The organism is Streptococcus parauberis NCFD 2020, assembly GCF_000187935.1.
Taxonomy (GTDB): Bacteria; Bacillota; Bacilli; order Lactobacillales; family Streptococcaceae; genus Streptococcus; species Streptococcus parauberis.
Genome location: NZ_AEUT02000001.1, coordinates 1,892,501 through 1,914,343, shown reverse-complemented (window position 1 = coordinate 1,914,343; position 21,843 = coordinate 1,892,501). Strand labels below are relative to the sequence as shown.

The 21,843-nt window shown below is 40.0% G+C and carries 32 protein-coding genes, 1 tRNA gene and 2 rRNA genes (1 of these 35 running past the window's edge); all 35 read left to right on the top strand.

The features are described 5' to 3' along the window. Positions 1-46: 46 nt before the first annotated feature. Complete coding sequence (locus SPB_RS11615; protein ID WP_003103544.1) at positions 47-169, top strand: hypothetical protein; 123 nt, start codon at positions 47-49, stop codon at positions 167-169. Between the two features lie 401 nt (positions 170-570). Then, positions 571-2,055 (top strand): threonine synthase, encoded by a 1,485-nt coding sequence (gene thrC / locus SPB_RS09635; RefSeq protein ID WP_003105119.1) that lies wholly within the window; start codon positions 571-573, stop codon positions 2,053-2,055. Positions 2,056-2,091: 36 nt separating this feature from the next. Beyond that, positions 2,092-3,375, top strand: a complete 1,284-nt coding sequence (locus SPB_RS09630; protein ID WP_257875924.1) for an MATE family efflux transporter — start codon at positions 2,092-2,094, stop codon at positions 3,373-3,375. 205 nt (positions 3,376-3,580) lie between these two features. After that, positions 3,581-3,889 carry a 30S ribosomal protein S10 gene (rpsJ, locus tag SPB_RS09625; protein ID WP_003046044.1) on the top strand — a complete coding sequence of 103 codons (309 nt, stop codon included), beginning with the start codon at positions 3,581-3,583 and terminating at the stop codon, positions 3,887-3,889. 108 nt (positions 3,890-3,997) lie between these two features. After that, positions 3,998-4,624: a 50S ribosomal protein L3 gene (gene rplC, locus SPB_RS09620; RefSeq protein ID WP_003104411.1), complete on the top strand. Its 627-nt coding sequence runs from the start codon at positions 3,998-4,000 to the stop codon at positions 4,622-4,624. 23 nt (positions 4,625-4,647) lie between these two features. Further along, positions 4,648-5,271, top strand: a complete 624-nt coding sequence (rplD, locus tag SPB_RS09615) for a 50S ribosomal protein L4 (RefSeq protein WP_003105574.1) — start codon at positions 4,648-4,650, stop codon at positions 5,269-5,271. Further along, positions 5,271-5,567 (top strand): 50S ribosomal protein L23, encoded by a 297-nt coding sequence (locus SPB_RS09610; RefSeq protein WP_003103896.1) that lies wholly within the window; start codon positions 5,271-5,273, stop codon positions 5,565-5,567. Before rplD ends, SPB_RS09610 begins: the two co-directional genes overlap by 1 nt. Before the next feature lie 17 nt (positions 5,568-5,584). After that, positions 5,585-6,418 (top strand): 50S ribosomal protein L2, encoded by an 834-nt coding sequence (rplB, locus tag SPB_RS09605; RefSeq protein ID WP_003103233.1) that lies wholly within the window; start codon positions 5,585-5,587, stop codon positions 6,416-6,418. A gap of 91 nt (positions 6,419-6,509) precedes the next feature. After that, positions 6,510-6,788: a 30S ribosomal protein S19 gene (gene rpsS / locus SPB_RS09600; protein WP_003103906.1), complete on the top strand. Its 279-nt coding sequence runs from the start codon at positions 6,510-6,512 to the stop codon at positions 6,786-6,788. Positions 6,789-6,803: 15 nt separating this feature from the next. After that, the gene (rplV, locus tag SPB_RS09595; protein ID WP_003102985.1) at positions 6,804-7,148 is read left to right on the top strand and encodes a 50S ribosomal protein L22; all 345 of its coding nucleotides are present in this window, start codon (positions 6,804-6,806) and stop codon (positions 7,146-7,148) included. A gap of 12 nt (positions 7,149-7,160) precedes the next feature. Further along, a complete protein-coding gene (gene rpsC, locus SPB_RS09590) occupies positions 7,161-7,814 on the top strand; it encodes a 30S ribosomal protein S3 (RefSeq protein ID WP_003105606.1) in 654 nt (217 codons plus the stop codon). Positions 7,815-7,817: 3 nt separating this feature from the next. Next, complete coding sequence (gene rplP, locus SPB_RS09585; RefSeq protein WP_003104843.1) at positions 7,818-8,231, top strand: 50S ribosomal protein L16; 414 nt, start codon at positions 7,818-7,820, stop codon at positions 8,229-8,231. Between the two features lie 9 nt (positions 8,232-8,240). Further along, positions 8,241-8,447 carry a 50S ribosomal protein L29 gene (gene rpmC, locus SPB_RS09580; RefSeq protein WP_003103481.1) on the top strand — a complete coding sequence of 69 codons (207 nt, stop codon included), beginning with the start codon at positions 8,241-8,243 and terminating at the stop codon, positions 8,445-8,447. Positions 8,448-8,474: 27 nt separating this feature from the next. Beyond that, positions 8,475-8,735, top strand: coding sequence for a 30S ribosomal protein S17 (gene rpsQ / locus SPB_RS09575; protein ID WP_003102341.1), 261 nt, complete (start codon positions 8,475-8,477; stop codon positions 8,733-8,735). A gap of 24 nt (positions 8,736-8,759) precedes the next feature. Next, positions 8,760-9,128 (top strand): 50S ribosomal protein L14, encoded by a 369-nt coding sequence (rplN, locus tag SPB_RS09570; RefSeq protein WP_003103122.1) that lies wholly within the window; start codon positions 8,760-8,762, stop codon positions 9,126-9,128. A gap of 82 nt (positions 9,129-9,210) precedes the next feature. Next, positions 9,211-9,516 carry a 50S ribosomal protein L24 gene (rplX, locus tag SPB_RS09565; protein ID WP_003105953.1) on the top strand — a complete coding sequence of 102 codons (306 nt, stop codon included), beginning with the start codon at positions 9,211-9,213 and terminating at the stop codon, positions 9,514-9,516. A gap of 23 nt (positions 9,517-9,539) precedes the next feature. Beyond that, on the top strand, positions 9,540-10,082 hold the full coding sequence (gene rplE / locus SPB_RS09560) for a 50S ribosomal protein L5 (protein WP_003104667.1): 543 nt from the start codon (positions 9,540-9,542) through the stop codon (positions 10,080-10,082). Positions 10,083-10,097: 15 nt separating this feature from the next. Beyond that, positions 10,098-10,283 (top strand): type Z 30S ribosomal protein S14, encoded by a 186-nt coding sequence (locus SPB_RS09555; protein ID WP_002987746.1) that lies wholly within the window; start codon positions 10,098-10,100, stop codon positions 10,281-10,283. Between the two features lie 147 nt (positions 10,284-10,430). Further along, the gene (gene rpsH, locus SPB_RS09550) at positions 10,431-10,829 is read left to right on the top strand and encodes a 30S ribosomal protein S8 (protein WP_003102399.1); all 399 of its coding nucleotides are present in this window, start codon (positions 10,431-10,433) and stop codon (positions 10,827-10,829) included. A gap of 206 nt (positions 10,830-11,035) precedes the next feature. Beyond that, positions 11,036-11,572: a 50S ribosomal protein L6 gene (gene rplF, locus SPB_RS09545; RefSeq protein WP_003103537.1), complete on the top strand. Its 537-nt coding sequence runs from the start codon at positions 11,036-11,038 to the stop codon at positions 11,570-11,572. A 92-nt stretch (positions 11,573-11,664) separates the two neighbouring features. Further along, on the top strand, positions 11,665-12,021 hold the full coding sequence (gene rplR / locus SPB_RS09540; protein ID WP_003105199.1) for a 50S ribosomal protein L18: 357 nt from the start codon (positions 11,665-11,667) through the stop codon (positions 12,019-12,021). Positions 12,022-12,039: 18 nt separating this feature from the next. After that, on the top strand, positions 12,040-12,534 hold the full coding sequence (gene rpsE, locus SPB_RS09535; protein WP_003106071.1) for a 30S ribosomal protein S5: 495 nt from the start codon (positions 12,040-12,042) through the stop codon (positions 12,532-12,534). A gap of 14 nt (positions 12,535-12,548) precedes the next feature. Next, positions 12,549-12,731 (top strand): 50S ribosomal protein L30, encoded by a 183-nt coding sequence (gene rpmD / locus SPB_RS09530; RefSeq protein WP_003102859.1) that lies wholly within the window; start codon positions 12,549-12,551, stop codon positions 12,729-12,731. Between the two features lie 161 nt (positions 12,732-12,892). After that, positions 12,893-13,333: a 50S ribosomal protein L15 gene (gene rplO / locus SPB_RS09525; protein ID WP_003104020.1), complete on the top strand. Its 441-nt coding sequence runs from the start codon at positions 12,893-12,895 to the stop codon at positions 13,331-13,333. A 16-nt stretch (positions 13,334-13,349) separates the two neighbouring features. Next, positions 13,350-14,654 (top strand): preprotein translocase subunit SecY, encoded by a 1,305-nt coding sequence (gene secY / locus SPB_RS09520; RefSeq protein WP_003105064.1) that lies wholly within the window; start codon positions 13,350-13,352, stop codon positions 14,652-14,654. 138 nt (positions 14,655-14,792) lie between these two features. Then, complete coding sequence (locus tag SPB_RS09515; RefSeq protein WP_003106080.1) at positions 14,793-15,434, top strand: adenylate kinase; 642 nt, start codon at positions 14,793-14,795, stop codon at positions 15,432-15,434. A 117-nt stretch (positions 15,435-15,551) separates the two neighbouring features. Continuing rightward, positions 15,552-15,770 carry a translation initiation factor IF-1 gene (gene infA, locus SPB_RS09510; protein ID WP_001040189.1) on the top strand — a complete coding sequence of 73 codons (219 nt, stop codon included), beginning with the start codon at positions 15,552-15,554 and terminating at the stop codon, positions 15,768-15,770. Between the two features lie 25 nt (positions 15,771-15,795). Further along, positions 15,796-15,912 carry a 50S ribosomal protein L36 gene (gene rpmJ / locus SPB_RS11140; RefSeq protein ID WP_000868345.1) on the top strand — a complete coding sequence of 39 codons (117 nt, stop codon included), beginning with the start codon at positions 15,796-15,798 and terminating at the stop codon, positions 15,910-15,912. A gap of 17 nt (positions 15,913-15,929) precedes the next feature. Continuing rightward, a complete protein-coding gene (gene rpsM / locus SPB_RS09505; protein WP_003104303.1) occupies positions 15,930-16,295 on the top strand; it encodes a 30S ribosomal protein S13 in 366 nt (121 codons plus the stop codon). A gap of 17 nt (positions 16,296-16,312) precedes the next feature. After that, complete coding sequence (rpsK, locus tag SPB_RS09500) at positions 16,313-16,696, top strand: 30S ribosomal protein S11 (RefSeq protein WP_001118387.1); 384 nt, start codon at positions 16,313-16,315, stop codon at positions 16,694-16,696. A 46-nt stretch (positions 16,697-16,742) separates the two neighbouring features. After that, positions 16,743-17,681 carry a DNA-directed RNA polymerase subunit alpha gene (locus SPB_RS09495; protein ID WP_003103017.1) on the top strand — a complete coding sequence of 313 codons (939 nt, stop codon included), beginning with the start codon at positions 16,743-16,745 and terminating at the stop codon, positions 17,679-17,681. Between the two features lie 14 nt (positions 17,682-17,695). Then, complete coding sequence (gene rplQ, locus SPB_RS09490; RefSeq protein ID WP_003104597.1) at positions 17,696-18,082, top strand: 50S ribosomal protein L17; 387 nt, start codon at positions 17,696-17,698, stop codon at positions 18,080-18,082. 646 nt (positions 18,083-18,728) lie between these two features. After that, positions 18,729-20,278, top strand: a 16S ribosomal RNA gene (locus SPB_RS09485). Positions 20,279-20,386: 108 nt separating this feature from the next. Beyond that, positions 20,387-20,459 (top strand) — tRNA-Ala (locus SPB_RS09480). A gap of 237 nt (positions 20,460-20,696) precedes the next feature. Continuing rightward, a 23S ribosomal RNA gene (locus SPB_RS09475) occupies positions 20,697-21,843 on the top strand; it runs 1,757 nt beyond the window's last position. The 16S and 23S rRNA genes sit together here with 1 tRNA gene alongside, the layout of an rRNA operon.

Sequence of the window (21,843 nt, the reverse complement as noted above, 5' to 3'; positions counted from 1 at the left end):
ATAAATAATCTAAATTGGGTTTACAAATTAGCCTTTGAGGCGTATAATGAACCTGACAAAAAAAGTTAGTTTCTTAGGGGGTAAGAAAATCATGGCAGAACGCTTTTATGACCTACTTGCACATGTTTGGATCGGTATTGCCGGTACAGATTCACGTTGGGTTAGATAAGCTAAGAAGTACCAGAAGGCAATCTGGTACTTTTTTTATTTGGTAAGGAAATCGTTAAAAAAATATGATGTAATTATTAAAAAGTAGGTACACTCCTCTTTCTCTCTCCTAAGAATTAATTACTACTTTTCCAGCTTCCCCCATTTGCTGGTTTTTTTGTGTCCACTACAACAAATGGCAGTTATAGCGGAATTAAAAAAAGAGTTCTCCTGAACTCGTGCATTCCCCTAAAATTATTACGTTTTTTAATACGTAGTAAATAAAATGTTGGTGAGTGAAGGATATATATCATTATTAAATATACTTATTTTATACGTGATTTGACATTGATACAATTTGACGTGAATACAACGGCGGAATATGGTACAATATCAAAAAGACTTTCAAAGGTAGGAAAAGATATGGGACTCGTTTATCAATCAACTCGTGATGCGGAGAATAAAGTCAGTGCAAGTCAAGCTATTTTATCTGGCTTAGCTTCAGATGGTGGTCTCTTTACGCCAATTAGTATGCCAGAGGTTAATTTAGATTTTGATCAACTGCAATCAGCATCATATCAAGAAATTGCCAAACTTATTTTGTCTGCCTTCTTCGATGATTTTAGTGAGGAAGAATTGGACTATTGTATTCAGTCCGCCTATGATCAAAAGTTTGACACGGCCAAAATTGCGCCTTTGGTTTCTTTGTCTGATTACCATAATTTAGAGCTCTTTCACGGGTCGACTATTGCCTTTAAAGATATGGCCTTGTCAATCTTGCCATATTTATTAACAACAGCTGCTAAGAAGCAGGGCGTTGATAATAAAATTGTTATTTTGACAGCTACTTCTGGGGATACTGGGAAGGCTGCTATGGCTGGCTTTGCCGATGTACCTGGAACAGAAATCATTGTTTTTTATCCTAAGTATGGGGTCAGCAAGATTCAAGAGTTGCAGATGACGACGCAACTTGGGGACAATACACACGTTATTGCTATTGATGGCAATTTTGATGATGCGCAATCGGATGTGAAACGAATGTTTAATGATGCTGACTTGGCAAAAAAATTGGCTGACCAAGGGATGCAATTATCTTCTGCTAATTCGATGAATATTGGACGTTTGGTTCCACAGGTTGTTTATTATATCTATGCTTATGCTCAGTTAGTTAAAGAGGGCTCAATTACTGCCGGTGACCAAATCAATATTACGGTTCCGACTGGTAATTTTGGGAATATTTTGGCGGCTTACTATGCTAAGCAAATTGGTCTGCCTGTTCATAAATTAATTTGTGCATCAAATGAGAATAATGTTTTAACAGATTTCTTTACAACTCACCTATACAATAAAAATCGTGATTTCAAAGTGACAAGTAGTCCGTCTATGGATATTTTGGTGTCTTCTAATTTAGAACGTTTAATTTTCCATCTGCTGGGAGATGACTCTGAGGCAACTCGTCAATTAATGACGTCTCTGACTGAGCAAGGGTCTTATCAACTGCAGGCTAAGGATGCTCAGATTTTTGAACTTTTCACCTCTGGTTATGCGACAGAAGAAGAGACAAAAGCAGAAATCAAGGCTATTTTTGAGTCTGATAACTATGTGATTGATCCGCATACGGCTGTGGCATCGGCAGTTTACCGTCGTTACCGTCAGGAGTCGGGTGATCAGCACCAAACGATCATTGCTTCGACAGCTAGTCCTTATAAGTTCCCACAAGTAGTTGTTGATGCGATTCAAGGGAAAAGTTGTGAGGATGATTTCCAAGCAGTTGAATTGCTAGAAGACATTTCTGGTGTGGCTATTCCAAAAGCTGTTCAGGATTTATATCAAGCTTCTGTTCGTCATGAAACGATGGTTAGCCATCTGGACATGCAAGATGCTGTAGAAAAGTATTTAGGAGTATAGATGAGGGGGCCTTTGGTCTCCTTTATTGATGGAATTATGCAAAATGAAAATCGTCGCAACATTTTAAATATCGCCCTGCCCGCTATGGCGGAAAATTTTTTGCAGATGTTAATGGGCTTTGTAGATAATTATTTAGTTGCCCAAGTGTCCTTAGTGGCTGTTTCGGGTGTATCCTTGGCTAATAACCTAATCACGGTTTATCAGGCGCTTTTCATTGCCCTCGGTTCGGCAGTTTCCAGCTTGCTGGCGCGAAGTCTGGGTAAAAAGGATCAACTGCAGTCACAAAAACTAATGGCGGACGCCATTACATTGACCCTAGTGGTGTCTCTGGCTTTGGGGATTCTGACAGTTCTTGCTAAGTCTTGGCTTTTAACTTTATTTGGGGCGGAGGCGCAGGTGGTAGCTGTTGGGGGATCTTATCTTTCTGTTGTTGGTGGGTTGGTGAGCAGCTTGGCAATGATGACGAGCTTGGGAGCCATCTTGAGAGCGACCGGACAGACTCGGATTCCAATGTGGGTAAGTCTCTTTGCCAATTTGCTCAATGGGCTCATGTCGGCAAGTTCCGTTTTTCTTTTTCATTGGGGTGTTGTGGGTGTCGCCTGGTCGACGGTGCTAGCGCGGCTGATTGGGATCTTACTATTACTGTATTTTCTCCCTGTCAGAATTATCATCTCTAATATGAATTTTCGTATGAATCTGGAAATTCTAGGTCTGGCTATGCCGAGTGCTGGTGAACGGTTGATGATGAGACTTGGCGACTTGCTGATAATGACTATTATAGTGAGTTATGGAACTTCTGTTTATGCTGGGAACGCTATTGGTGAGACAATCTCGCAATTTACTTATATGCCTGGGATGGCAGTAGCTACAGCAACGATTATAGGTGTTGCTGGTCTTTTGGGTAAAGAAAATCCGATAGAAGTAAATAAATATATTAAGGAAGCATTCATGCTTTCTACTATATTAATGTTAATATTTAGTATCCTAATCTATATTTCTGGAAATTGGTTGTCAGGCCAATTTACCACAAATGTTATCGCGATTAAATCAAGTTTAGTTGTTCTTTTGTTTTCTTTACTTGGAACACCCTTTACTTCAGGCACATTGATCTACACAGCAGTCTGGCAAGGATTAGGGAATGCGAAAATTCCCTTTTATGCTACGACACTTGGGATGTGGATCATCAGAATACTAGGAGGATTTATCTTAGGAAGTGTAATAGGACTCGGTTTATCAGGTGTCTGGATTGCAACTGTTTTGGATAATATGACACGTTTTCTTCTATTAAAAAGCTTATATAAAAAATACAAAAAGTTATGAGATGAAAATCATAACTTTTTTTGAAAAAATTTTAAAAAAGACTTGCAAGGTAAGAAGCTTTTTGTTATTATATTATGGTGCTGTAAAAATACAGCTATAGCTATGATACGAGAGGTTGCGACACGCTCGGTTGCATTGCCACGCAACACGTGTTGGTTTTCTCGAGGAGCTAGCCTATTATCGTAAATAGACGAGAGGAGAAAAGATGGCAAATAAAAAAATCCGTATCCGTTTGAAAGCGTACGAACACCGTACACTTGATACAGCGGCAGAAAAAATCGTTGAAACTGCAACGCGTACAGGTGCTACTGTAGCGGGGCCAGTTCCACTTCCGACAGAACGTAGTCTTTACACAATTATTCGTGCGACTCATAAATATAAAGATTCTCGCGAACAATTTGAAATGCGTACTCACAAACGTCTTATTGACATTGTGAATCCTACACAAAAGACTGTTGACGCTCTAATGAAATTGGACTTACCAAGTGGTGTCAACGTAGAAATCAAACTTTAATCCGATTTCTCGCTGAGCACAAAAAACGCTCGTAAAAAACTTTTTTGAGCACAAAAAACGCTCATTAAAAACTTTTTGAAATAATATAAGAAAAGGAAATATTTTCTCATGACAAAAGGAATCTTAGGGAAAAAAGTGGGAATGACTCAAATCTTCACTGAAACTGGTGAATTTATCCCTGTTACTGTCATCGAAGCAGCTGCAAATGTTGTGCTTCAAGTAAAAACTATCGAAACAGATGGTTATGAAGCAGTTCAAGTTGGTTTTGACGACAAACGCGAAATTTTGAGTAACAAACCTGCCAAAGGCCATGTAGCTAAAGCTAACACTGCTCCTAAGCGCTTCATCCGTGAATTCAAAAACATTGAAGGCTTAGAAGTTGGCTCAGAAATTACTGTTGATACATTCGTAGCTGGAGATATCGTTGATGTAACGGGTACTTCAAAAGGTAAAGGTTTCCAAGGTGTTATTAAACGCCACGGTCAATCACGCGGTCCTATGGCCCATGGTTCTCGTTACCACCGTCGTCCAGGTTCAATGGGACCTGTAGCGCCTAACCGTGTTTTCAAAAATAAACACTTGGCAGGACGTATGGGTGGAAACCGTGTAACAATTCAAAATCTTGAAATTGTACAAGTTATCCCAGAGAAAAACGCTATCCTTATCAAAGGTAACGTACCAGGTGCTAAGAAATCTCTTATCACTATCAAATCAGCAGTAAAAGCTGCTAAATAATAAGAAAGGAGAAAACAGTTAAAATGGCAAACGTAAAACTATTTGACCAAACTGGTAAAGAAGTTAGTTCAGTTGAATTAAACGAAGCTATCTTCGGTATCGAACCAAACGAATCAGTTGTTTTTGATGTTGTAATCAGCCAACGTGCTAGCCTTCGCCAAGGTACTCATGCGGTTAAAAATCGTTCAGCAGTATCAGGTGGCGGACGTAAACCATGGCGTCAAAAAGGAACTGGACGTGCTCGTCAAGGTTCTATTCGCTCACCACAATGGCGTGGTGGTGGTGTTGTCTTCGGACCAACTCCTCGTTCATACGGATACAAACTTCCACAAAAAGTTCGTCGCCTAGCTTTGAAATCAGTTTACTCAGCTAAAGTTGCTGACGAAAAATTTGTAGCTGTAGAAAGCCTTTCATTTGCAGCACCAAAAACTGCTGAATTTGCAAAAGTTCTTTCAGCGCTAAGCATCGATTCAAAAGTACTTGTTATCGTTGAAGAAGGAAATGAATTTGCAGCATTATCTGCTCGTAACCTTCCAAACGTTAAAGTTGCAACTGCAACAACTGCAAGTGTTCTTGATATTGTAAATAGCGATAAACTTCTTGTTACTAAAGAAGCAATCTCTACAATTGAGGAGGTTCTTGCATAATGAATTTGTACGACGTAATTAAAAAACCAGTCATTACTGAAAAATCAATGATTGCCCTTGAAGAAGGAAAATACACATTTGAAGTTGACACTCGTGCGCACAAACTGTTAATCAAACAAGCTATTGAAGCTGCGTTTGAAGGTGTTAAAGTTGCAAACGTAAACACTGTTAACGTTAAACCCAAAGCTAAACGCGTTGGTCGTTACACAGGTTTCACTTCAAAAACTAAAAAAGCTATCGTCACTCTTACAGCTGATTCAAAAGCAATCGAGTTGTTCGCAGCAGAAGCTGAATAATCTAAGGAGGAAATAACGTGGGTATTAAAGTTTATAAACCAACGACAAATGGCCGTCGTAACATGACTTCTTTGGATTTTGCTGAAATTACAACAAGCACACCTGAGAAATCATTGCTTGTTTCTCTTAAAAACAAAGCTGGTCGTAACAACAACGGTCGTATCACTGTACGTCACCAAGGTGGCGGACATAAACGTCATTACCGTGTAATTGACTTCAAACGTAACAAAGATGCGGTTGAAGCAGTTGTTAAAACAATTGAATATGATCCAAACCGTACCGCTAACATTGCATTAGTTCACTATACTGATGGTGTTAAAGCGTATATCATTGCACCTAAAGGTCTTGAAGTAGGTCAACGCATCGTTTCTGGTGTTGATGCTGATATCAAAATTGGTAATGCACTTCCACTTGCTAACATCCCTGTTGGTACAGTTGTTCACAACATCGAGTTGAAACCTGGTAAAGGTGGAGAACTTGTTCGTGCTGCTGGTGCATCTGCTCAAGTATTAGGTTCAGAAGGTAAGTATGTACTTGTTCGTCTTCAATCAGGCGAAGTTCGTATGATTCTTGGAACTTGCCGTGCAACAATTGGTTCAGTTGGTAACGAACAACAATCACTTGTTAATATTGGTAAAGCTGGACGTAACCGTTGGAAAGGTATCCGCCCAACAGTTCGTGGTTCTGTAATGAACCCTAACGATCACCCACACGGTGGTGGTGAAGGTAAAGCTCCAGTTGGTCGTAAATCACCATCAACTCCATGGGGTAAACCAGCTCTTGGACTTAAAACTCGTAATAAGAAAGCTAAATCTGACAAACTTATTATCCGTCGTCGTAACGCTAAATAATAAACAGATAAGTTAACTTATCATCCGCCAACTCGGTAGTTGTCTAGCAACAGGCCGTTGTGGTACATCATTTAAAGGAGAAAACTACATAATGGGACGTAGTCTTAAAAAAGGACCTTTCGTCGATGAGCATTTAATGAAAAAAGTTGAAGCTCAATCGAGTAACGAAAAGAAAAAAGTAATCAAAACTTGGTCACGTCGTTCAACGATTTTCCCAAGTTTCATTGGTTATACAATCGCAGTTTATGATGGACGTAAACATGTACCTGTTTACATCCAAGAAGACATGGTAGGTCACAAACTTGGTGAATTTGCACCAACTCGTACTTACAAAGGTCACGCATCAGACGACAAGAAAACACGTCGTTAATAGGAGGAGGACACAATGGCAGAAATTACTTCAGCTAAAGCAATGGCTCGTACAGTGCGTGTTTCACCTCGTAAAACACGTTTAGTACTTGATCTTATCCGTGGTAAGAACGTTGCTGACGCAATCGCAATCTTAAAATTCACTCCAAACAAAGCAGCTCGTGTTATTGAGAAAACTCTTAACTCAGCTATTGCAAATGCAGAAAACAACTTTGGTTTGGAAAAAGCTAACTTGGTAGTATCTGAAACATTCGCAAACGAAGGGCCAACAATGAAACGTTTCCGTCCACGTGCGAAAGGTTCAGCTTCACCAATAAACAAAAGAACAACTCACGTAACAGTAGTTGTTGCAGAAAAATAAGGAGGTAAAATCGTGGGTCAAAAAGTACATCCAATTGGTATGCGTGTCGGAATCATCCGTGACTGGGACGCGAAATGGTATGCTGAAAAAGAATACGCGGATTACCTTCATGAAGATCTTGCAATCCGTAAATTCATTCAAAAAGAATTAGCAGAAGCTTCAGTTTCAACTATTGAAATTGAACGTGCTATTAATAAAGTTATTGTTTCACTACATACTGCTAAACCAGGTATGGTTATTGGTAAAGGTGGAGCAAACGTTGACGCTTTACGCGGACAACTTAACAAATTAACTGGGAAACAAGTACACATCAACATTATTGAAATCAAATCACCAGATCTTGATGCTCACCTTGTTGGTGAAAACATTGCTCGTCAACTTGAGCAACGTGTTGCTTTCCGTCGTGCACAAAAACAAGCTATTCAACGTACAATGCGTGCTGGAGCTAAAGGGATTAAAACTCAAGTTTCAGGTCGTTTGAACGGTGCTGATATCGCTCGTGCAGAAGGCTATTCAGAAGGGACTGTCCCTCTACATACGCTTCGTGCAGATATCGACTACGCTTGGGAAGAAGCAGACACTACATATGGTAAACTTGGTGTTAAAGTTTGGATTTATCGTGGTGAAGTTCTTCCAACTCGTAAAAACACTAAAGGAGGCAAATAACATATGTTAGTACCTAAACGTGTTAAACACCGTCGTGAATTCCGTGGGAAAATGCGCGGTGAAGCTAAAGGTGGAAAAGAAGTATCATTCGGTGAATACGGTCTTCAAGCTACAACTAGCTCATGGATCACAAACCGCCAAATCGAAGCTGCTCGTATCGCTATGACTCGTTACATGAAACGTGGTGGTCAAGTTTGGATTAAAATCTTCCCTCACAAATCTTATACTGCTAAAGCTATCGGGGTTCGTATGGGTTCTGGTAAAGGTGCTCCTGAAGGTTGGGTATCACCTGTTAAACGTGGTAAAGTAATGTTTGAAATCGCTGGTGTATCTGAAGAAGTTGCACGTGAAGCATTCCGTCTTGCTGGACACAAATTACCAGTTAAAGTTAAATTCGTTAAACGCGAAGCAGAATAAGGAGAAGACATGAAACTTGAAGAAATCAAAAAGTTCGTTGCTGAGCTTCGTGGCTTGTCTCAGGAAGAGCTTGCTAAAAAAGAAAACGAACTCAAAAAAGAACTTTTCGACCTTCGTTTCCAAGCTGCAGCAGGTCAACTTGATCAAACTGCTCGTTTGAACGAAGTTAAAAAACAAATTGCACGTATCAAAACTGTGCAATCTGAAATGAAATAATAGATTGGGAAAGGAGAAATTCAAATTATGGAACGTAATCAACGTAAAACACTTTATGGACGCGTAGTGTCTGATAAAATGGACAAAACAATTACAGTTATAGTTGAAACTAAACGTAACCACCCAGTCTATGGTAAGCGTATCAACTATTCTAAAAAATACAAAGCTCATGATGAAAACAATATTGCTAGAGAAGGCGATATGGTTCGTATCATGGAAACACGTCCACTTTCAGCTACAAAACGTTTCCGTCTTGTAGAAGTTGTGGAAAAAGCTGTTATTATCTAATCAAACTAAAAGGAGAAAATTGAAATGATTCAACAAGAAACTCGCTTGAAAGTTGCTGATAATAGCGGTGCCCGTGAGATCTTGACTATCAAAGTACTTGGTGGTTCAGGACGTAAATTCGCTAACATCGGTGACGTAATCGTTGCTTCTGTTAAACAAGCTACTCCTGGTGGAGCAGTTAAAAAAGGTGATGTAGTGAAAGCTGTTATTGTTCGTACTAAAACTGGTGCCCGCCGTCCTGACGGTTCATACATCAAATTTGACGACAATGCTGCAGTTATTATCCGTGACGATAAAACTCCTCGCGGAACTCGTATCTTCGGCCCAGTTGCACGTGAATTACGTGAAGCTGGATACATGAAGATCGTATCACTTGCACCAGAAGTACTTTAATTTAAAGTAAAAACAAACTAAGTCCCCTAGGTTTACCTAGGGTGCCCATAGTGGGCGTAAGAAAAATAGGAGAAATACTAGAATGTTTGTAAAAAAAGGCGACAAAGTTCGCGTTATTGCAGGTAAAGATAAAGGAACTGAAGCAGTAGTTCTTAAAGCTTTACCAAAAGCTAACAAAGTTGTTGTAGAAGGTGTTGGTATGATTAAAAAACACCAAAAACCTAATACAGAAAACCCTCAAGGTGCTATCGTAGAAAAAGAAGCCCCAATCCATGTATCAAATGTACAAGTACTTGATAAAAATGGTGTCGCAGGTCGCGTAGGTTATAAAGTTGTTGACGGCAAAAAAGTTCGTTACAGCAAAAAATCTGGCGAAGTATTAGATTAATCACGAAGGAAAGGAGAAGCATAATGGCAAATCGTTTAAAAGAAAAATATACTAACGAAGTAATTCCTGCGTTGTCAGAGAAATTCAATTACACTACAGTTATGGCTGTGCCTAAAGTTGAGAAAATCGTTCTTAACATGGGTGTTGGTGATGCTGTTTCAAACGCAAAAAACCTAGAAAAAGCTGCTGCTGAGCTAGAACTTATCTCAGGTCAAAAACCACTTATTACTAAAGCTAAGAAATCAATCGCTGGCTTCCGTCTTCGTGAAGGTGTTGCGATCGGTGCGAAAGTTACACTTCGCGGCGAACGTATGTACGAATTCTTAGACAAATTAGTTAGCGTTTCACTTCCTCGTGTACGTGATTTCCACGGTGTTCCAACAAAATCTTTTGATGGACGTGGTAACTACACTCTTGGTGTGAAAGAACAACTTATCTTCCCAGAAATCAATTTCGATGATGTTGATAAAGTACGTGGTCTTGATATTGTAATCGTCACTACTGCAAATACTGACGAAGAATCACGTGAATTGCTTAAAGGCCTTGGAATGCCTTTTGCAAAATAATAGGGGGTAAATAAATTGGCTAAAAAATCTATGATTGCTAAGAACAAACGTCCTGCGAAACACTCTACGCAAGCTTATACACGCTGTGAAAAATGTGGACGCCCACATTCAGTTTACCGCAAATTTAAACTTTGCCGTGTTTGCTTCCGTGAGTTGGCTTACAAAGGTCAAATCCCAGGTGTTGTTAAAGCTTCTTGGTAAAAAAACACAATGAAGAAACTTTTCTCTGCTATAATTGAGAAAAGTGAAACATTATTTCCGGTATGAGTTATTCTCATACCACACCGCCTTCGGGCGCAATAACTAGCAAGTGATTATTCAAACTACTAGTAAAAGGAGAAATCAAAAATGGTTATGACTGACCCAATTGCAGACTTTTTAACACGTATTCGTAATGCTAACCAAGTAAAACACGAAATGTTAGAAGTACCTGCATCAAACATCAAAAAAGGGATTGCTGACATCCTTGTACGTGAAGGTTTTGTTAAAAACGTTGAAGTTATCGAAGATGACAAACAAGGAATCATCCGTGTTTTCCTTAAATATGGTCAAAACGGTGAACGCGTTATTACTAACTTAAAACGTATCTCAAAACCAGGCCTTCGTGTTTACACAAAACGTGAAGATGTTCCTAAAGTTCTTAACGGACTAGGAATCGCAATTATTTCAACTTCAGAAGGTCTTTTGACTGATAAAGAAGCTCGCCAAAAAAATGTTGGTGGAGAAGTGATTGCATACGTTTGGTAATTTAAAGATACTAAGAGTGTCATGGGCAAAGTGAAAATAGGAAATCTGGCGAAGAGTATTTATACTTTAGGAAGATTATCTTTTTCACACAGGCCATACCTCGAGTTCAATTCAACTAAAATATTGAATAGAGCATATTAAATTCCAAATCACCCCGTGAAAACTAGTCGCATAGCGACTTGACAATCTAACAGGAGAAAATAAACATGTCACGTATTGGTAATAAAGTAATTACTATGCCTGCAGGTGTTGAAATTAGCAATGACAACAACGTTGTTACTGTTAAAGGCCCTAAAGGCGAACTCACTCGTGAGTTCAATAAAAATATTGAAATCAAAATCGAAGGTTCTGAAATTACACTTTCACGTCCTAACGATTCAAAAGAAATGAAAACAATTCATGGTACAACTCGTGCAAACTTGAATAACATGGTTGTTGGTGTTTTTGAAGGTTTCAAAAAAGATCTTGAAATGAAGGGTGTCGGTTACCGTGCTCAACTTCAAGGTACAAAACTTGTCCTTTCAGTAGGTAAATCTCACCAAGATGAAGTTGAAGCACCAGAAGGGATTACATTCACTCTTGCTAACCCAACTTCTATTTCAGTTGCCGGAATTAATAAAGAAGTTGTTGGTCAAACAGCTGCTTATATCCGTAGCTTACGTTCACCAGAACCTTATAAAGGTAAAGGTATTCGTTATGTTGGTGAATACGTACGCCTTAAAGAAGGTAAAACTGGTAAATAATAGATTCATCATGTATCTTGAGAAGTTAAGATACATAGTCTATTATTTTCCGAATGTAACAGATAAAACTTAAATTTTAAGAGGTGAATATTGTGATTTCAAAACCAGATAAAAACAAAACCCGCCAAAAACGCCATCGTCGCGTACGCGGTAAACTCTCTGGAACTGCAGAACGCCCACGTTTGAACGTTTTTCGTTCTAATACAGGCATCTACGCTCAAGTTATTGATGACGTAGCGGGTGTAACGCTCGCAAGCGCATCAACTCTTGATAAAGACGTTTCAAAAGGTACAAAAACTGAACAAGCCGTTGTAGTCGGCAAACTTGTTGCTGAACGTGCAGTGGCTAAAGGTATTTCTGAAGTGGTGTTTGACCGCGGTGGATATCTATATCACGGACGTATCAAAGCTTTGGCTGATGCAGCTCGTGAAAACGGATTGAAATTCTAAAAGGGAGGACACAAAATAATGGCATTTAAAGATAATGCAGTTGAACTTGAAGAGCGTGTCGTTTCGATCAACCGTGTTACAAAAGTTGTAAAAGGTGGACGTCGTCTTCGTTTTGCTGCTCTTGTAGTAGTTGGTGATGGAAATGGACGTGTAGGATTCGGTACAGGTAAAGCTCAAGAAGTACCAGAAGCTATTCGTAAAGCTGTTGAAGCAGCTAAGAAAAACATGATTGAAGTACCAATGGTTGGCACAACAATTCCCCACGAAGTATTTACTAACTTCGGTGGAGCAAAAGTATTGTTGAAACCAGCTGTAGAAGGTTCTGGAGTTGCCGCTGGTGGTGCGGTTCGTGCCGTCATCGAATTAGCAGGTATTGCTGATATTACTTCAAAATCTCTTGGTTCAAATACTCCAATCAACATTGTTCGTGCAACTGTTGAAGGGTTAAAACAACTTAAACGTGCAGAAGACGTTGCCGCTTTACGTGGTGTTTCTGTATCTGACTTAGCTTAAGAAAGGGGATAACAATGGCTCAAATTAAAATTACTTTGACTAAGTCTCCAATCGGACGTAAGCCAGAGCAACGTAAAACAGTTGCTGCTCTTGGACTTGGTAAATTAAATTCTTCAGTTGTTAAAGAAGATAATGCTGCTATTCTTGGAATGGTTAATGCTATCAGTCACTTAGTAACTGTTGAAGAAGTTAAATAATAAATAAGCAGACAGGTTGGGTTCTACCAGCTCCTGCTAATACTTTTTAAGTCGCAAGCTTTTAGCTTGTGACTTAAAGTTAATTTTATGTATAGGCGAGTTTCTATGGGGAGTCCTTTCCCCTCATAGAGGCGCTAGCAATTTACAAATAAGGAGAAAAAATGAAACTTCATGAATTAAAAGCTACTGAAGGATCACGTAAAGTACGTAACCGTGTTGGACGTGGGTCATCATCAGGTAACGGTAAAACATCTGGTCGCGGACAAAAAGGTCAAAACTCTCGTAGTGGTGGCGGAGTTCGTTTAGGTTTTGAAGGTGGACAAACACCATTGTTCCGTCGCATGCCAAAACGTGGATTCTCAAACATCAACGCTAAAGAGTACGCTCTTGTTAATCTTGATCAATTAAACGTTTTTGAAGACGGTACTGAAGTAACTCCAGTTATGCTTAAAGAAGCTGGAATCGTTCGTGCTGAAAAATCAGGCGTTAAAGTTCTTGGTAACGGCGAATTGACTAAAAAATTGACTGTTAAAGCAGCTAAATTCTCAAAATCTGCTGAAGCAGCAATTACTGCTAAGGGTGGTTCAATCGAAGTCATCTAATGAGGGGTAACTCATTATGTTCTTAAAAATACTAAAAGACGCACTGAAAATAAAGACTGTTAGAACTAAAGTTTTCTTTACAATCTTTATAATCCTTGTCTTCCGAATCGGAACGCACATAACAGTTCCAGGAGTCAATGCAAAAAGTTTAGAGCAGTTGAGTGAACTTCCTTTTCTAAATATGTTGAACCTTGTCAGTGGTAATGCAATGAGAAACTTTTCAGTTTTCTCTATGGGTGTGAGTCCGTACATTACTGCATCTATCGTTGTTCAATTATTACAAATGGATATCCTACCAAAATTTGTCGAGTGGGGAAAACAAGGTGAGGTTGGCCGTCGCAAGTTAAATCAAGCGACTCGCTATATATCACTTTTTCTTGCATTCGTGCAATCGATTGGTATCACAGCAGGGTTCAATACCTTGTCTAGTGTTGCTCTAGTTAATACACCAAATATCAAAACTTATTTGCTAATTGGTGCTTTGCTGACAACTGGTAGTGTTATTGTAACCTGGCTTGGAGAACAGATTACAGATAAAGGATTTGGTAACGGTGTTTCAATGATTATCTTTGCAGGTATCATTTCATCTATTCCAAATGCAATTGCAACAATTCACGAAGATTACTTTGTTAATGTTCGTCCTGGCGAGATTAACATGTCTTACATTATTGTAGGATTAATTATCTTAGCGGTTCTTGCTATTGTTTTCTTTACAACATATGTTCAACAAGCGGAATATAAAATTCCAATCCAATATACAAAACTTGTTCAGGGTGCACCTACAAGTTCTTACCTTCCTTTAAAAGTCAATCCAGCAGGCGTTATTCCCGTTATCTTTGCTAGCTCGATTACGACTATTCCAAGTACGATTATACCGTTCTTCCAAAATGGTAAAGATATCCCTTGGTTAACTAAACTACAAGAAGTTTTAAACTATCAAACACCAACAGGTATGATGGTTTATGCATTTTTGATTATCTTGTTCTCATTCTTCTATACCTTTGTCCAAGTAAATCCTGAGAAAACAGCTGAAAATCTACAGAAGAACTCGTCTTATATTCCAAGTGTGAGACCAGGACGTGAAACAGAACTATATATGTCATCATTGCTCAAAAAACTTGCTACAATCGGTTCAGTTTTCCTTGCTTTTATCTCTCTTGTGCCAATCGCTGCGCAACAAGGACTTAATCTTTCATCTAGTATTGCACTAGGTGGGACAAGTTTACTGATTTTGATCTCGACGGGTATAGAAGGAATGAAACAACTTGAAGGCTATCTTCTGAAAAGAAAATATGTCGGATTTATGAATACAGCAGAATAGAATATAGGTTGACCTTGTCAACCTACTATTTTGTTTTTAGGTGATAACAAGACTTAGAGATATTTCTTGTTATCAGTTGAAAACAAAAGTAAAAATGAATTATCATTTTTCCAAAAATTTAGTCAAGAGGAGACTGACATGAATCTTTTAATTATGGGTTTACCAGGTGCTGGTAAAGGAACACAAGCAGCAAAGATCGTTGAAGAGTTTGGAGTTATCCATATTTCAACTGGTGATATGTTCCGTGCAGCTATGGCTAACAAAACTGAAATGGGTGTCCTTGCAAAGTCATATATAGATAAAGGTGATTTAGTACCAGATGATGTAACAAATGGTATTGTAAAAGAACGCCTTGCTCAATCTGACATTGAAGAAAAGGGATTTCTTTTGGACGGTTATCCACGTACAATTGACCAAGCACATGCATTAGATGCAACTTTAAAAGAATTAGGCTTAAACTTAGATGGTGTCATCAATATTGATGTTAACCCAGAATCACTAATCGAACGTTTGAGTGGTCGTATTATTAACAAAAAAACAGGCGAAACTTTCCACAAAGTCTTCAATCCACCAACAGGTGATTACAATGAAGATGACTTTTATCAACGTGAAGATGACAAACCGGAAACAGTTAAACGTCGTTTAGATGTTAATATTGCTCAAGGGCAACCAATTTTAGATCATTATCGTGAAGCAGGTATTGTTAATGATATTGATGGAAATAAAGATATTTCTGATGTTTTTGTAGACATCGAGAAAGTCATTAAAAACCTAAAATAAAATATCATAAATAACTTGCGAAAGTGAAAGTCAAGTGATATAATAGGCTAGTCTGACTTATAATTGTTACCTCTGTGCTCAGAGGACATCAAATCGAAATTTAGGGGGTACTTTTGCGTGGCAAAAGAAGACGTGATTGAAATTGAAGGCAAAGTAGTAGAAACTATGCCAAACGCAATGTTTACTGTTGAATTAGAAAATGGGCATCAAATTCTAGCAACTGTATCAGGAAAAATCCGTAAAAATTACATTCGTATTTTAGTAGGAGATCGTGTTACAGTGGAAATGAGTCCTTATGACTTAACACGTGGACGCATCACATACCGCTTTAAATAATCGAAATAATTGGAGGGATTAAAACATGAAGGTAAGACCATCGGTTAAACCAATTTGCGAATACTGTAAAGTAATTCGTCGTAACGGTCGTGTTATGGTGATTTGTCCAACAAATCCAAAACACAAACAACGTCAAGGATAATATAGAAAGGAGAAAAAATGGCTCGTATAGCTGGAGTTGATATTCCAAACGATAAACGCGTAGTAATTTCACTTACTTATGTATTTGGTATTGGTCTTGCAACATCTCAAAAGATTTTAGCAGCAGCTGGTATCTCTGAAGATATCCGTGTTAAAGACTTAACATCAGATCAAGAAGACGCAATCCGTCGTGAAATCGATTCAATCAAAGTTGAAGGTGACCTTCGTCGTGAAGTTAACTTAAACATCAAACGTTTGATGGAAATCGGTTCATACCGTGGAATTCGTCACCGTCGTGGACTTCCTGTCCGTGGACAAAACACTAAAAACAACGCTCGTACTCGTAAAGGGAAACCTACTGCGATTGCAGGTAAGAAAAAATAATATAGGAGGTAAAGAAATTGGCTAAACCAACACGTAAACGTCGTGTGAAAAAGAACATCGAATCTGGTGTTGCACATATTCACGCTACATTTAATAACACTATTGTTATGATTACAGATGTTCACGGTAATGCTCTTGCATGGTCATCAGCTGGTGCTCTTGGTTTCAAAGGTTCTCGTAAATCAACACCTTTTGCTGCCCAAATGGCTGCTGAAGCTGCTGCGAAATCTGCACAAGAACACGGACTAAAAACTGTTGAAGTTACTGTAAAAGGCCCTGGTTCAGGTCGTGAATCAGCTATTCGTGCACTTGCTGCGGCAGGTCTAGAAGTAACTGCAATTCGTGACGTGACTCCTGTACCACATAACGGTGCTCGTCCTCCAAAACGTCGTCGTGTATAATCATAATAACTAATAGTACACAAGTTTCGTTTCGAGGGGTGAAAAAATGATTGAGTTTGAAAAACCAATAATAACAAAAATTGATGAAAATAAAGATTACGGACGTTTTGTAATCGAACCACTAGAACGTGGTTACGGTACAACTCTAGGTAATTCACTTCGTCGTGTACTTCTGTCATCACTTCCAGGTGCTGCAGTAACATCGATTAAAATTGATGGCGTACTACACGAATTTGATACAATCCCAGGTGTACGTGAAGATGTAATGCAAATCATCCTTAATGTTAAAGGACTTGCAGTAAAATCATATGTAGAAGACGAAAAGATGATCGAACTTGACGTAGAAGGACCAGCTGAAGTAACTGCTGGAGATATCCTCACTGACAGCGACATCGAACTTGTTAACCCAGATCATTATCTATTTACAATCGCAGAAGGTCACTCTTTGAAAGCAACAATGACTGTTGCTAAAAAACGTGGTTACATTCCTGCAGAAGGTAACAAACAAGATGATGCACCTGTTGGAACATTGGCTGTTGATTCAATCTACACGCCAGTAAAAAAAGTTAACTATCAAGTTGAGCCTGCCCGTGTCGGTAGTAATGATGGCTTTGATAAATTAACAATTGAAATCATGACAAATGGAACTATCATTCCTGAAGATGCATTAGGTCTATCTGCTCGAGTTTTAATCGAACACCTTAATCTGTTTACAGACCTTACAGAAGTTGCTAAGACAACTGACGTTATGAAAGAAACAGAAAAAGTGAACGATGAAAAGATACTTGATCGCACAATCGAGGAACTTGATTTATCCGTACGCTCATATAACTGTTTGAAACGTGCAGGAATTAACACTGTATTCGATCTTACAGAAAAATCTGAGCCTGAAATGATGAAAGTCCGTAACTTAGGTCGTAAGAGCCTTGAAGAAGTTAAGGTTAAACTCGCTGATTTAGGTTTAGGACTAAAAAACGATAAATAATATAGGAGGACAAAATGGCTTACCGTAAACTAGGACGCACTAGCTCACAACGTAAAGCAATGCTTCGTGATTTAACGACAGATCTTTTAATCAACGAATCAATTGTTACAACTGAAGCACGTGCAAAAGAAATCCGTAAAACAGTTGAAAAAATGATTACTTTAGGTAAACGTGGTGATCTTCATGCACGTCGTCAAGCAGCAGCTTACGTACGTAATGAAATCGCATCAGAAAACTATGATGAAGCTACTGATAAATACACATCAACTTCAGCGCTTCAAAAATTATTCTCTGAAATCGCACCTCGTTATGCTGAACGTAACGGTGGATACACACGTATTCTTAAAACAGAACCACGCCGTGGAGATGCTGCTCCAATGGCAATTATTGAATTAGTATAATTTTTATCAATTTTGTTGAGTGTTATGATGATGGAGAGGTCTCAATTCCTTTCTTAGTCTAGCTCTGGTCTACCGCTAGGATAAATTCCTAGCGGGAACACTCATCATATTGTTAGTGGTAACGCTTGTTTACGAAATGTTTCTAAACTTAGATGCACTTCGTAAGCAGGCGTTTTGTCGTCTAATCTATCCTATTTGCTCGATATAAAGGGGAATAGATGGAATCAGCGATAGATGCACCTATGAAGAAAAAAGGGGCTTAAAATGGCTAAAAATTGATTATAGGAGGTCTTTATTAAAAGCACAGATTGCCAATATGTATTTATACAAATATAATTTATAAAATCACGCAAATGCTATTGACAATCCCTTCAAAAGCATATATACTAATAAAGTTGTCAGAAAGCGAGTTAGTAGTCGAAAACAAAAAACGAAAAAGTTTAAAAAAGTTATTGACAAAGGCGTTGTGACCTGATAGAATATAATAGTTGTCTCGTAAGAGATAAGAAGACCTTTGAGAACTGAATAAGACAAAAACCAAACGTGCAGGGTGATATGTTTATGCATATTACCTGTCAATTAAGTAACAAAAAAACAATAAATCTGTCAGCGACAGATAAGAATGAGTTAAACATCAAATTAACATATAAATGAGAGTTTGATCCTGGCTCAGGACGAACGCTGGCGGCGTGCCTAATACATGCAAGTAGAACGCTGAAGACTGGTGCTTGCACTAGTCAGATGAGTTGCGAACGGGTGAGTAACGCGTAGGTAACCTACCTTATAGCGGGGGATAACTATTGGAAACGATAGCTAATACCGCATGACAATTAAGTACTCATGTACTAAATTTAAAAGGAGCAATTGCTTCACTATGAGATGGACCTGCGTTGTATTAGCTAGTTGGTGAGGTAACGGCTCACCAAGGCCACGATACATAGCCGACCTGAGAGGGTGATCGGCCACACTGGGACTGAGACACGGCCCAGACTCCTACGGGAGGCAGCAGTAGGGAATCTTCGGCAATGGGGGCAACCCTGACCGAGCAACGCCGCGTGAGTGAAGAAGGTTTTCGGATCGTAAAGCTCTGTTGTTAGAGAAGAACGGTAATGGGAGTGGAAAATCCATTACGTGACGGTAACTAACCAGAAAGGGACGGCTAACTACGTGCCAGCAGCCGCGGTAATACGTAGGTCTCGAGCGTTGTCCGGATTTATTGGGCGTAAAGCGAGCGCAGGCGGTTATTTAAGTCTGAAGTTAAAGGCCGTGGCTCAACCATGGTTCGCTTTGGAAACTGGATAACTTGAGTGCAGAAGGGGAGAGTGGAATTCCATGTGTAGCGGTGAAATGCGTAGATATATGGAGGAACACCGGTGGCGAAAGCGGCTCTCTGGTCTGTAACTGACGCTGAGGCTCGAAAGCGTGGGGAGCAAACAGGATTAGATACCCTGGTAGTCCACGCCGTAAACGATGAGTGCTAGGTGTTAGGCCCTTTCCGGGGCTTAGTGCCGCAGCTAACGCATTAAGCACTCCGCCTGGGGAGTACGACCGCAAGGTTGAAACTCAAAGGAATTGACGGGGGCCCGCACAAGCGGTGGAGCATGTGGTTTAATTCGAAGCAACGCGAAGAACCTTACCAGGTCTTGACATCCCTCTGACCGTCCTAGAGATAGGACTTTCCTTCGGGACAGAGGTGACAGGTGGTGCATGGTTGTCGTCAGCTCGTGTCGTGAGATGTTGGGTTAAGTCCCGCAACGAGCGCAACCCCCTATTGTTAGTTGCCATCATTAAGTTGGGCACTCTAGCGAGACTGCCGGTAATAAACCGGAGGAAGGTGGGGATGACGTCAAATCATCATGCCCCTTATGACCTGGGCTACACACGTGCTACAATGGTTGGTACAACGAGTCGCAAGCCGGTGACGGCAAGCTAATCTCTTAAAGCCAATCTCAGTTCGGATTGTAGGCTGCAACTCGCCTACATGAAGTCGGAATCGCTAGTAATCGCGGATCAGCACGCCGCGGTGAATACGTTCCCGGGCCTTGTACACACCGCCCGTCACACCACGAGAGTTTGTAACACCCGAAGTCGGTGAGGTAACCTATTAGGAGCCAGCCGCCTAAGGTGGGATAGATGATTGGGGTGAAGTCGTAACAAGGTAGCCGTATCGGAAGGTGCGGCTGGATCACCTCCTTTCTAAGGAAATGGAAGCACGTTAGGAAAAGTCTTATTTAGTTTTGAGAGGTCTTATTAAAGTAATGAGATAGAAACACCACTAATAATGTAACAACCAGTTTATTAGTTGGGGCCTTAGCTCAGCTGGGAGAGCGCCTGCTTTGCACGCAGGAGGTCAGCGGTTCGATCCCGCTAGGCTCCATTATCTAGGATACAAAGAGATGTTCGGCTTGCCGAAATTTCTTAAGAAATTAATCTCGTGTTCAACTAGATAAGTAGGATAAAAATCCTAACATAGTCCATTGAAAATTGAATATCTATATCAAATTCCACAATTAAGAAATTAATTGTAGAAAAAAGTAACAAGAAATAAACCGAAAAAAAGATAAACGCGAACATATTAAAAAAATTAAAAGAAAGGTCGAAAGACTGGAAATAAGGTTAAGTTAATAAGGGCGCACGGTGGATGCCTTGGCACTAGAAGCCGATGAAGGACGTGACTAACGACGAAATGCTTTGGGGAGCTGTAAGTAAGCAAAGATCCAGAGATGTCCGAATGGGGGAACCCGTCATGTAATGCATGTCATCCATGACTGTTAAGGTCATGAGAAGGAAGACGCAGTGAACTGAAACATCTAAGTAGCTGCAGGAAGAGAAAGCAAACGCGATTGCCTTAGTAGCGGCGAGCGAAACGGCAGAAGGGCAAACCGAGGAGTTTACTCCTCGGGGTTGTAGGACTGCGACGTGGGATCAAATACTATAGAAGAATTACCTGGGAAGGTAAGCCAAAGAGAGTAATAGCCTCGTATTTAAAATAGTAAATGACTCTAGCAGTATCCTGAGTACGGCGAGACACGCGAAATCTCGTCGGAATCTGGGAGGACCATCTCCCAACCCTAAATACTCTCTAGTGACCGATAGTGAACCAGTACCGTGAGGGAAAGGTGAAAAGCACCCCGGAAGGGGAGTGAAATAGAACCTGAAACCGTGTGCCTACAACAAGTTCGAGCCCGTTAATGGGTGAGAGCGTGCCTTTTGTAGAATGAACCGGCGAGTTACGATATGATGCGAGGTTAAGTTGAAGAGACGGAGCCGTAGGGAAACCGAGTCTTAATAGGGCGACTTAGTATCATGTTGTAGACCCGAAACCATGTGACCTACCCATGAGCAGGTTGAAGGTGAGGTAAAACTCACTGGAGGACCGAACCAGGGCACGTTGAAAAGTGCTTGGATGACTTGTGGGTAGCGGAGAAATTCCAAACGAACTTGGAGATAGCTGGTTCTCTCCGAAATAGCTTTAGGGCTAGCGTCGATGTTAAGTCTCTTGGAGGTAGAGCACTGTTTGGGTGAGGGGTCCATCCCGGATTACCAATCTCAGATAAACTCCGAATGCCAACGAGATATAATCGGCAGTCAGACTGCGAGTGCTAAGATCCGTAGTCGAAAGGGAAACAGCCCAGACCACCAGCTAAGGTCCCAAAATAATTGTTAAGTGGAAAAGGATGTGGGGTTGCACAGACAACTAGGATGTTAGCTTAGAAGCAGCTATTCATTCAAAGAGTGCGTAATAGCTCACTAGTCGAGTG

Coding starts and splice junctions, on each gene's coding strand:
- rpsQ (WP_003102341.1), top strand. CDS start 8,475: ATGGAACGTAATCAACGTAAAACACTTTATGGACGCGTAGTGTCTGAT.
- SPB_RS09610 (WP_003103896.1), top strand. CDS start 5,271: ATGAATTTGTACGACGTAATTAAAAAACCAGTCATTACTGAAAAATCA.
- rplP (WP_003104843.1), top strand. CDS start 7,818: ATGTTAGTACCTAAACGTGTTAAACACCGTCGTGAATTCCGTGGGAAA.
- rpsE (WP_003106071.1), top strand. CDS start 12,040: ATGGCATTTAAAGATAATGCAGTTGAACTTGAAGAGCGTGTCGTTTCG.
- rplN (WP_003103122.1), top strand. CDS start 8,760: ATGATTCAACAAGAAACTCGCTTGAAAGTTGCTGATAATAGCGGTGCC.
- rplQ (WP_003104597.1), top strand. CDS start 17,696: ATGGCTTACCGTAAACTAGGACGCACTAGCTCACAACGTAAAGCAATG.
- SPB_RS11615 (WP_003103544.1), top strand. CDS start 47: ATGAACCTGACAAAAAAAGTTAGTTTCTTAGGGGGTAAGAAAATCATG.
- rpmD (WP_003102859.1), top strand. CDS start 12,549: ATGGCTCAAATTAAAATTACTTTGACTAAGTCTCCAATCGGACGTAAG.
- SPB_RS09630 (WP_257875924.1), top strand. CDS start 2,092: ATGCAAAATGAAAATCGTCGCAACATTTTAAATATCGCCCTGCCCGCT.
- secY (WP_003105064.1), top strand. CDS start 13,350: ATGTTCTTAAAAATACTAAAAGACGCACTGAAAATAAAGACTGTTAGA.
- SPB_RS09495 (WP_003103017.1), top strand. CDS start 16,743: ATGATTGAGTTTGAAAAACCAATAATAACAAAAATTGATGAAAATAAA.
- rplD (WP_003105574.1), top strand. CDS start 4,648: ATGGCAAACGTAAAACTATTTGACCAAACTGGTAAAGAAGTTAGTTCA.
- rplC (WP_003104411.1), top strand. CDS start 3,998: ATGACAAAAGGAATCTTAGGGAAAAAAGTGGGAATGACTCAAATCTTC.
- SPB_RS09515 (WP_003106080.1), top strand. CDS start 14,793: ATGAATCTTTTAATTATGGGTTTACCAGGTGCTGGTAAAGGAACACAA.
- rpmC (WP_003103481.1), top strand. CDS start 8,241: ATGAAACTTGAAGAAATCAAAAAGTTCGTTGCTGAGCTTCGTGGCTTG.
- rplV (WP_003102985.1), top strand. CDS start 6,804: ATGGCAGAAATTACTTCAGCTAAAGCAATGGCTCGTACAGTGCGTGTT.
- rplO (WP_003104020.1), top strand. CDS start 12,893: ATGAAACTTCATGAATTAAAAGCTACTGAAGGATCACGTAAAGTACGT.
- rplX (WP_003105953.1), top strand. CDS start 9,211: ATGTTTGTAAAAAAAGGCGACAAAGTTCGCGTTATTGCAGGTAAAGAT.
- rpsH (WP_003102399.1), top strand. CDS start 10,431: ATGGTTATGACTGACCCAATTGCAGACTTTTTAACACGTATTCGTAAT.
- rplF (WP_003103537.1), top strand. CDS start 11,036: ATGTCACGTATTGGTAATAAAGTAATTACTATGCCTGCAGGTGTTGAA.
- thrC (WP_003105119.1), top strand. CDS start 571: ATGGGACTCGTTTATCAATCAACTCGTGATGCGGAGAATAAAGTCAGT.
- rpsJ (WP_003046044.1), top strand. CDS start 3,581: ATGGCAAATAAAAAAATCCGTATCCGTTTGAAAGCGTACGAACACCGT.
- rpsM (WP_003104303.1), top strand. CDS start 15,930: ATGGCTCGTATAGCTGGAGTTGATATTCCAAACGATAAACGCGTAGTA.
- rplE (WP_003104667.1), top strand. CDS start 9,540: ATGGCAAATCGTTTAAAAGAAAAATATACTAACGAAGTAATTCCTGCG.
- rpmJ (WP_000868345.1), top strand. CDS start 15,796: ATGAAGGTAAGACCATCGGTTAAACCAATTTGCGAATACTGTAAAGTA.
- rpsS (WP_003103906.1), top strand. CDS start 6,510: ATGGGACGTAGTCTTAAAAAAGGACCTTTCGTCGATGAGCATTTAATG.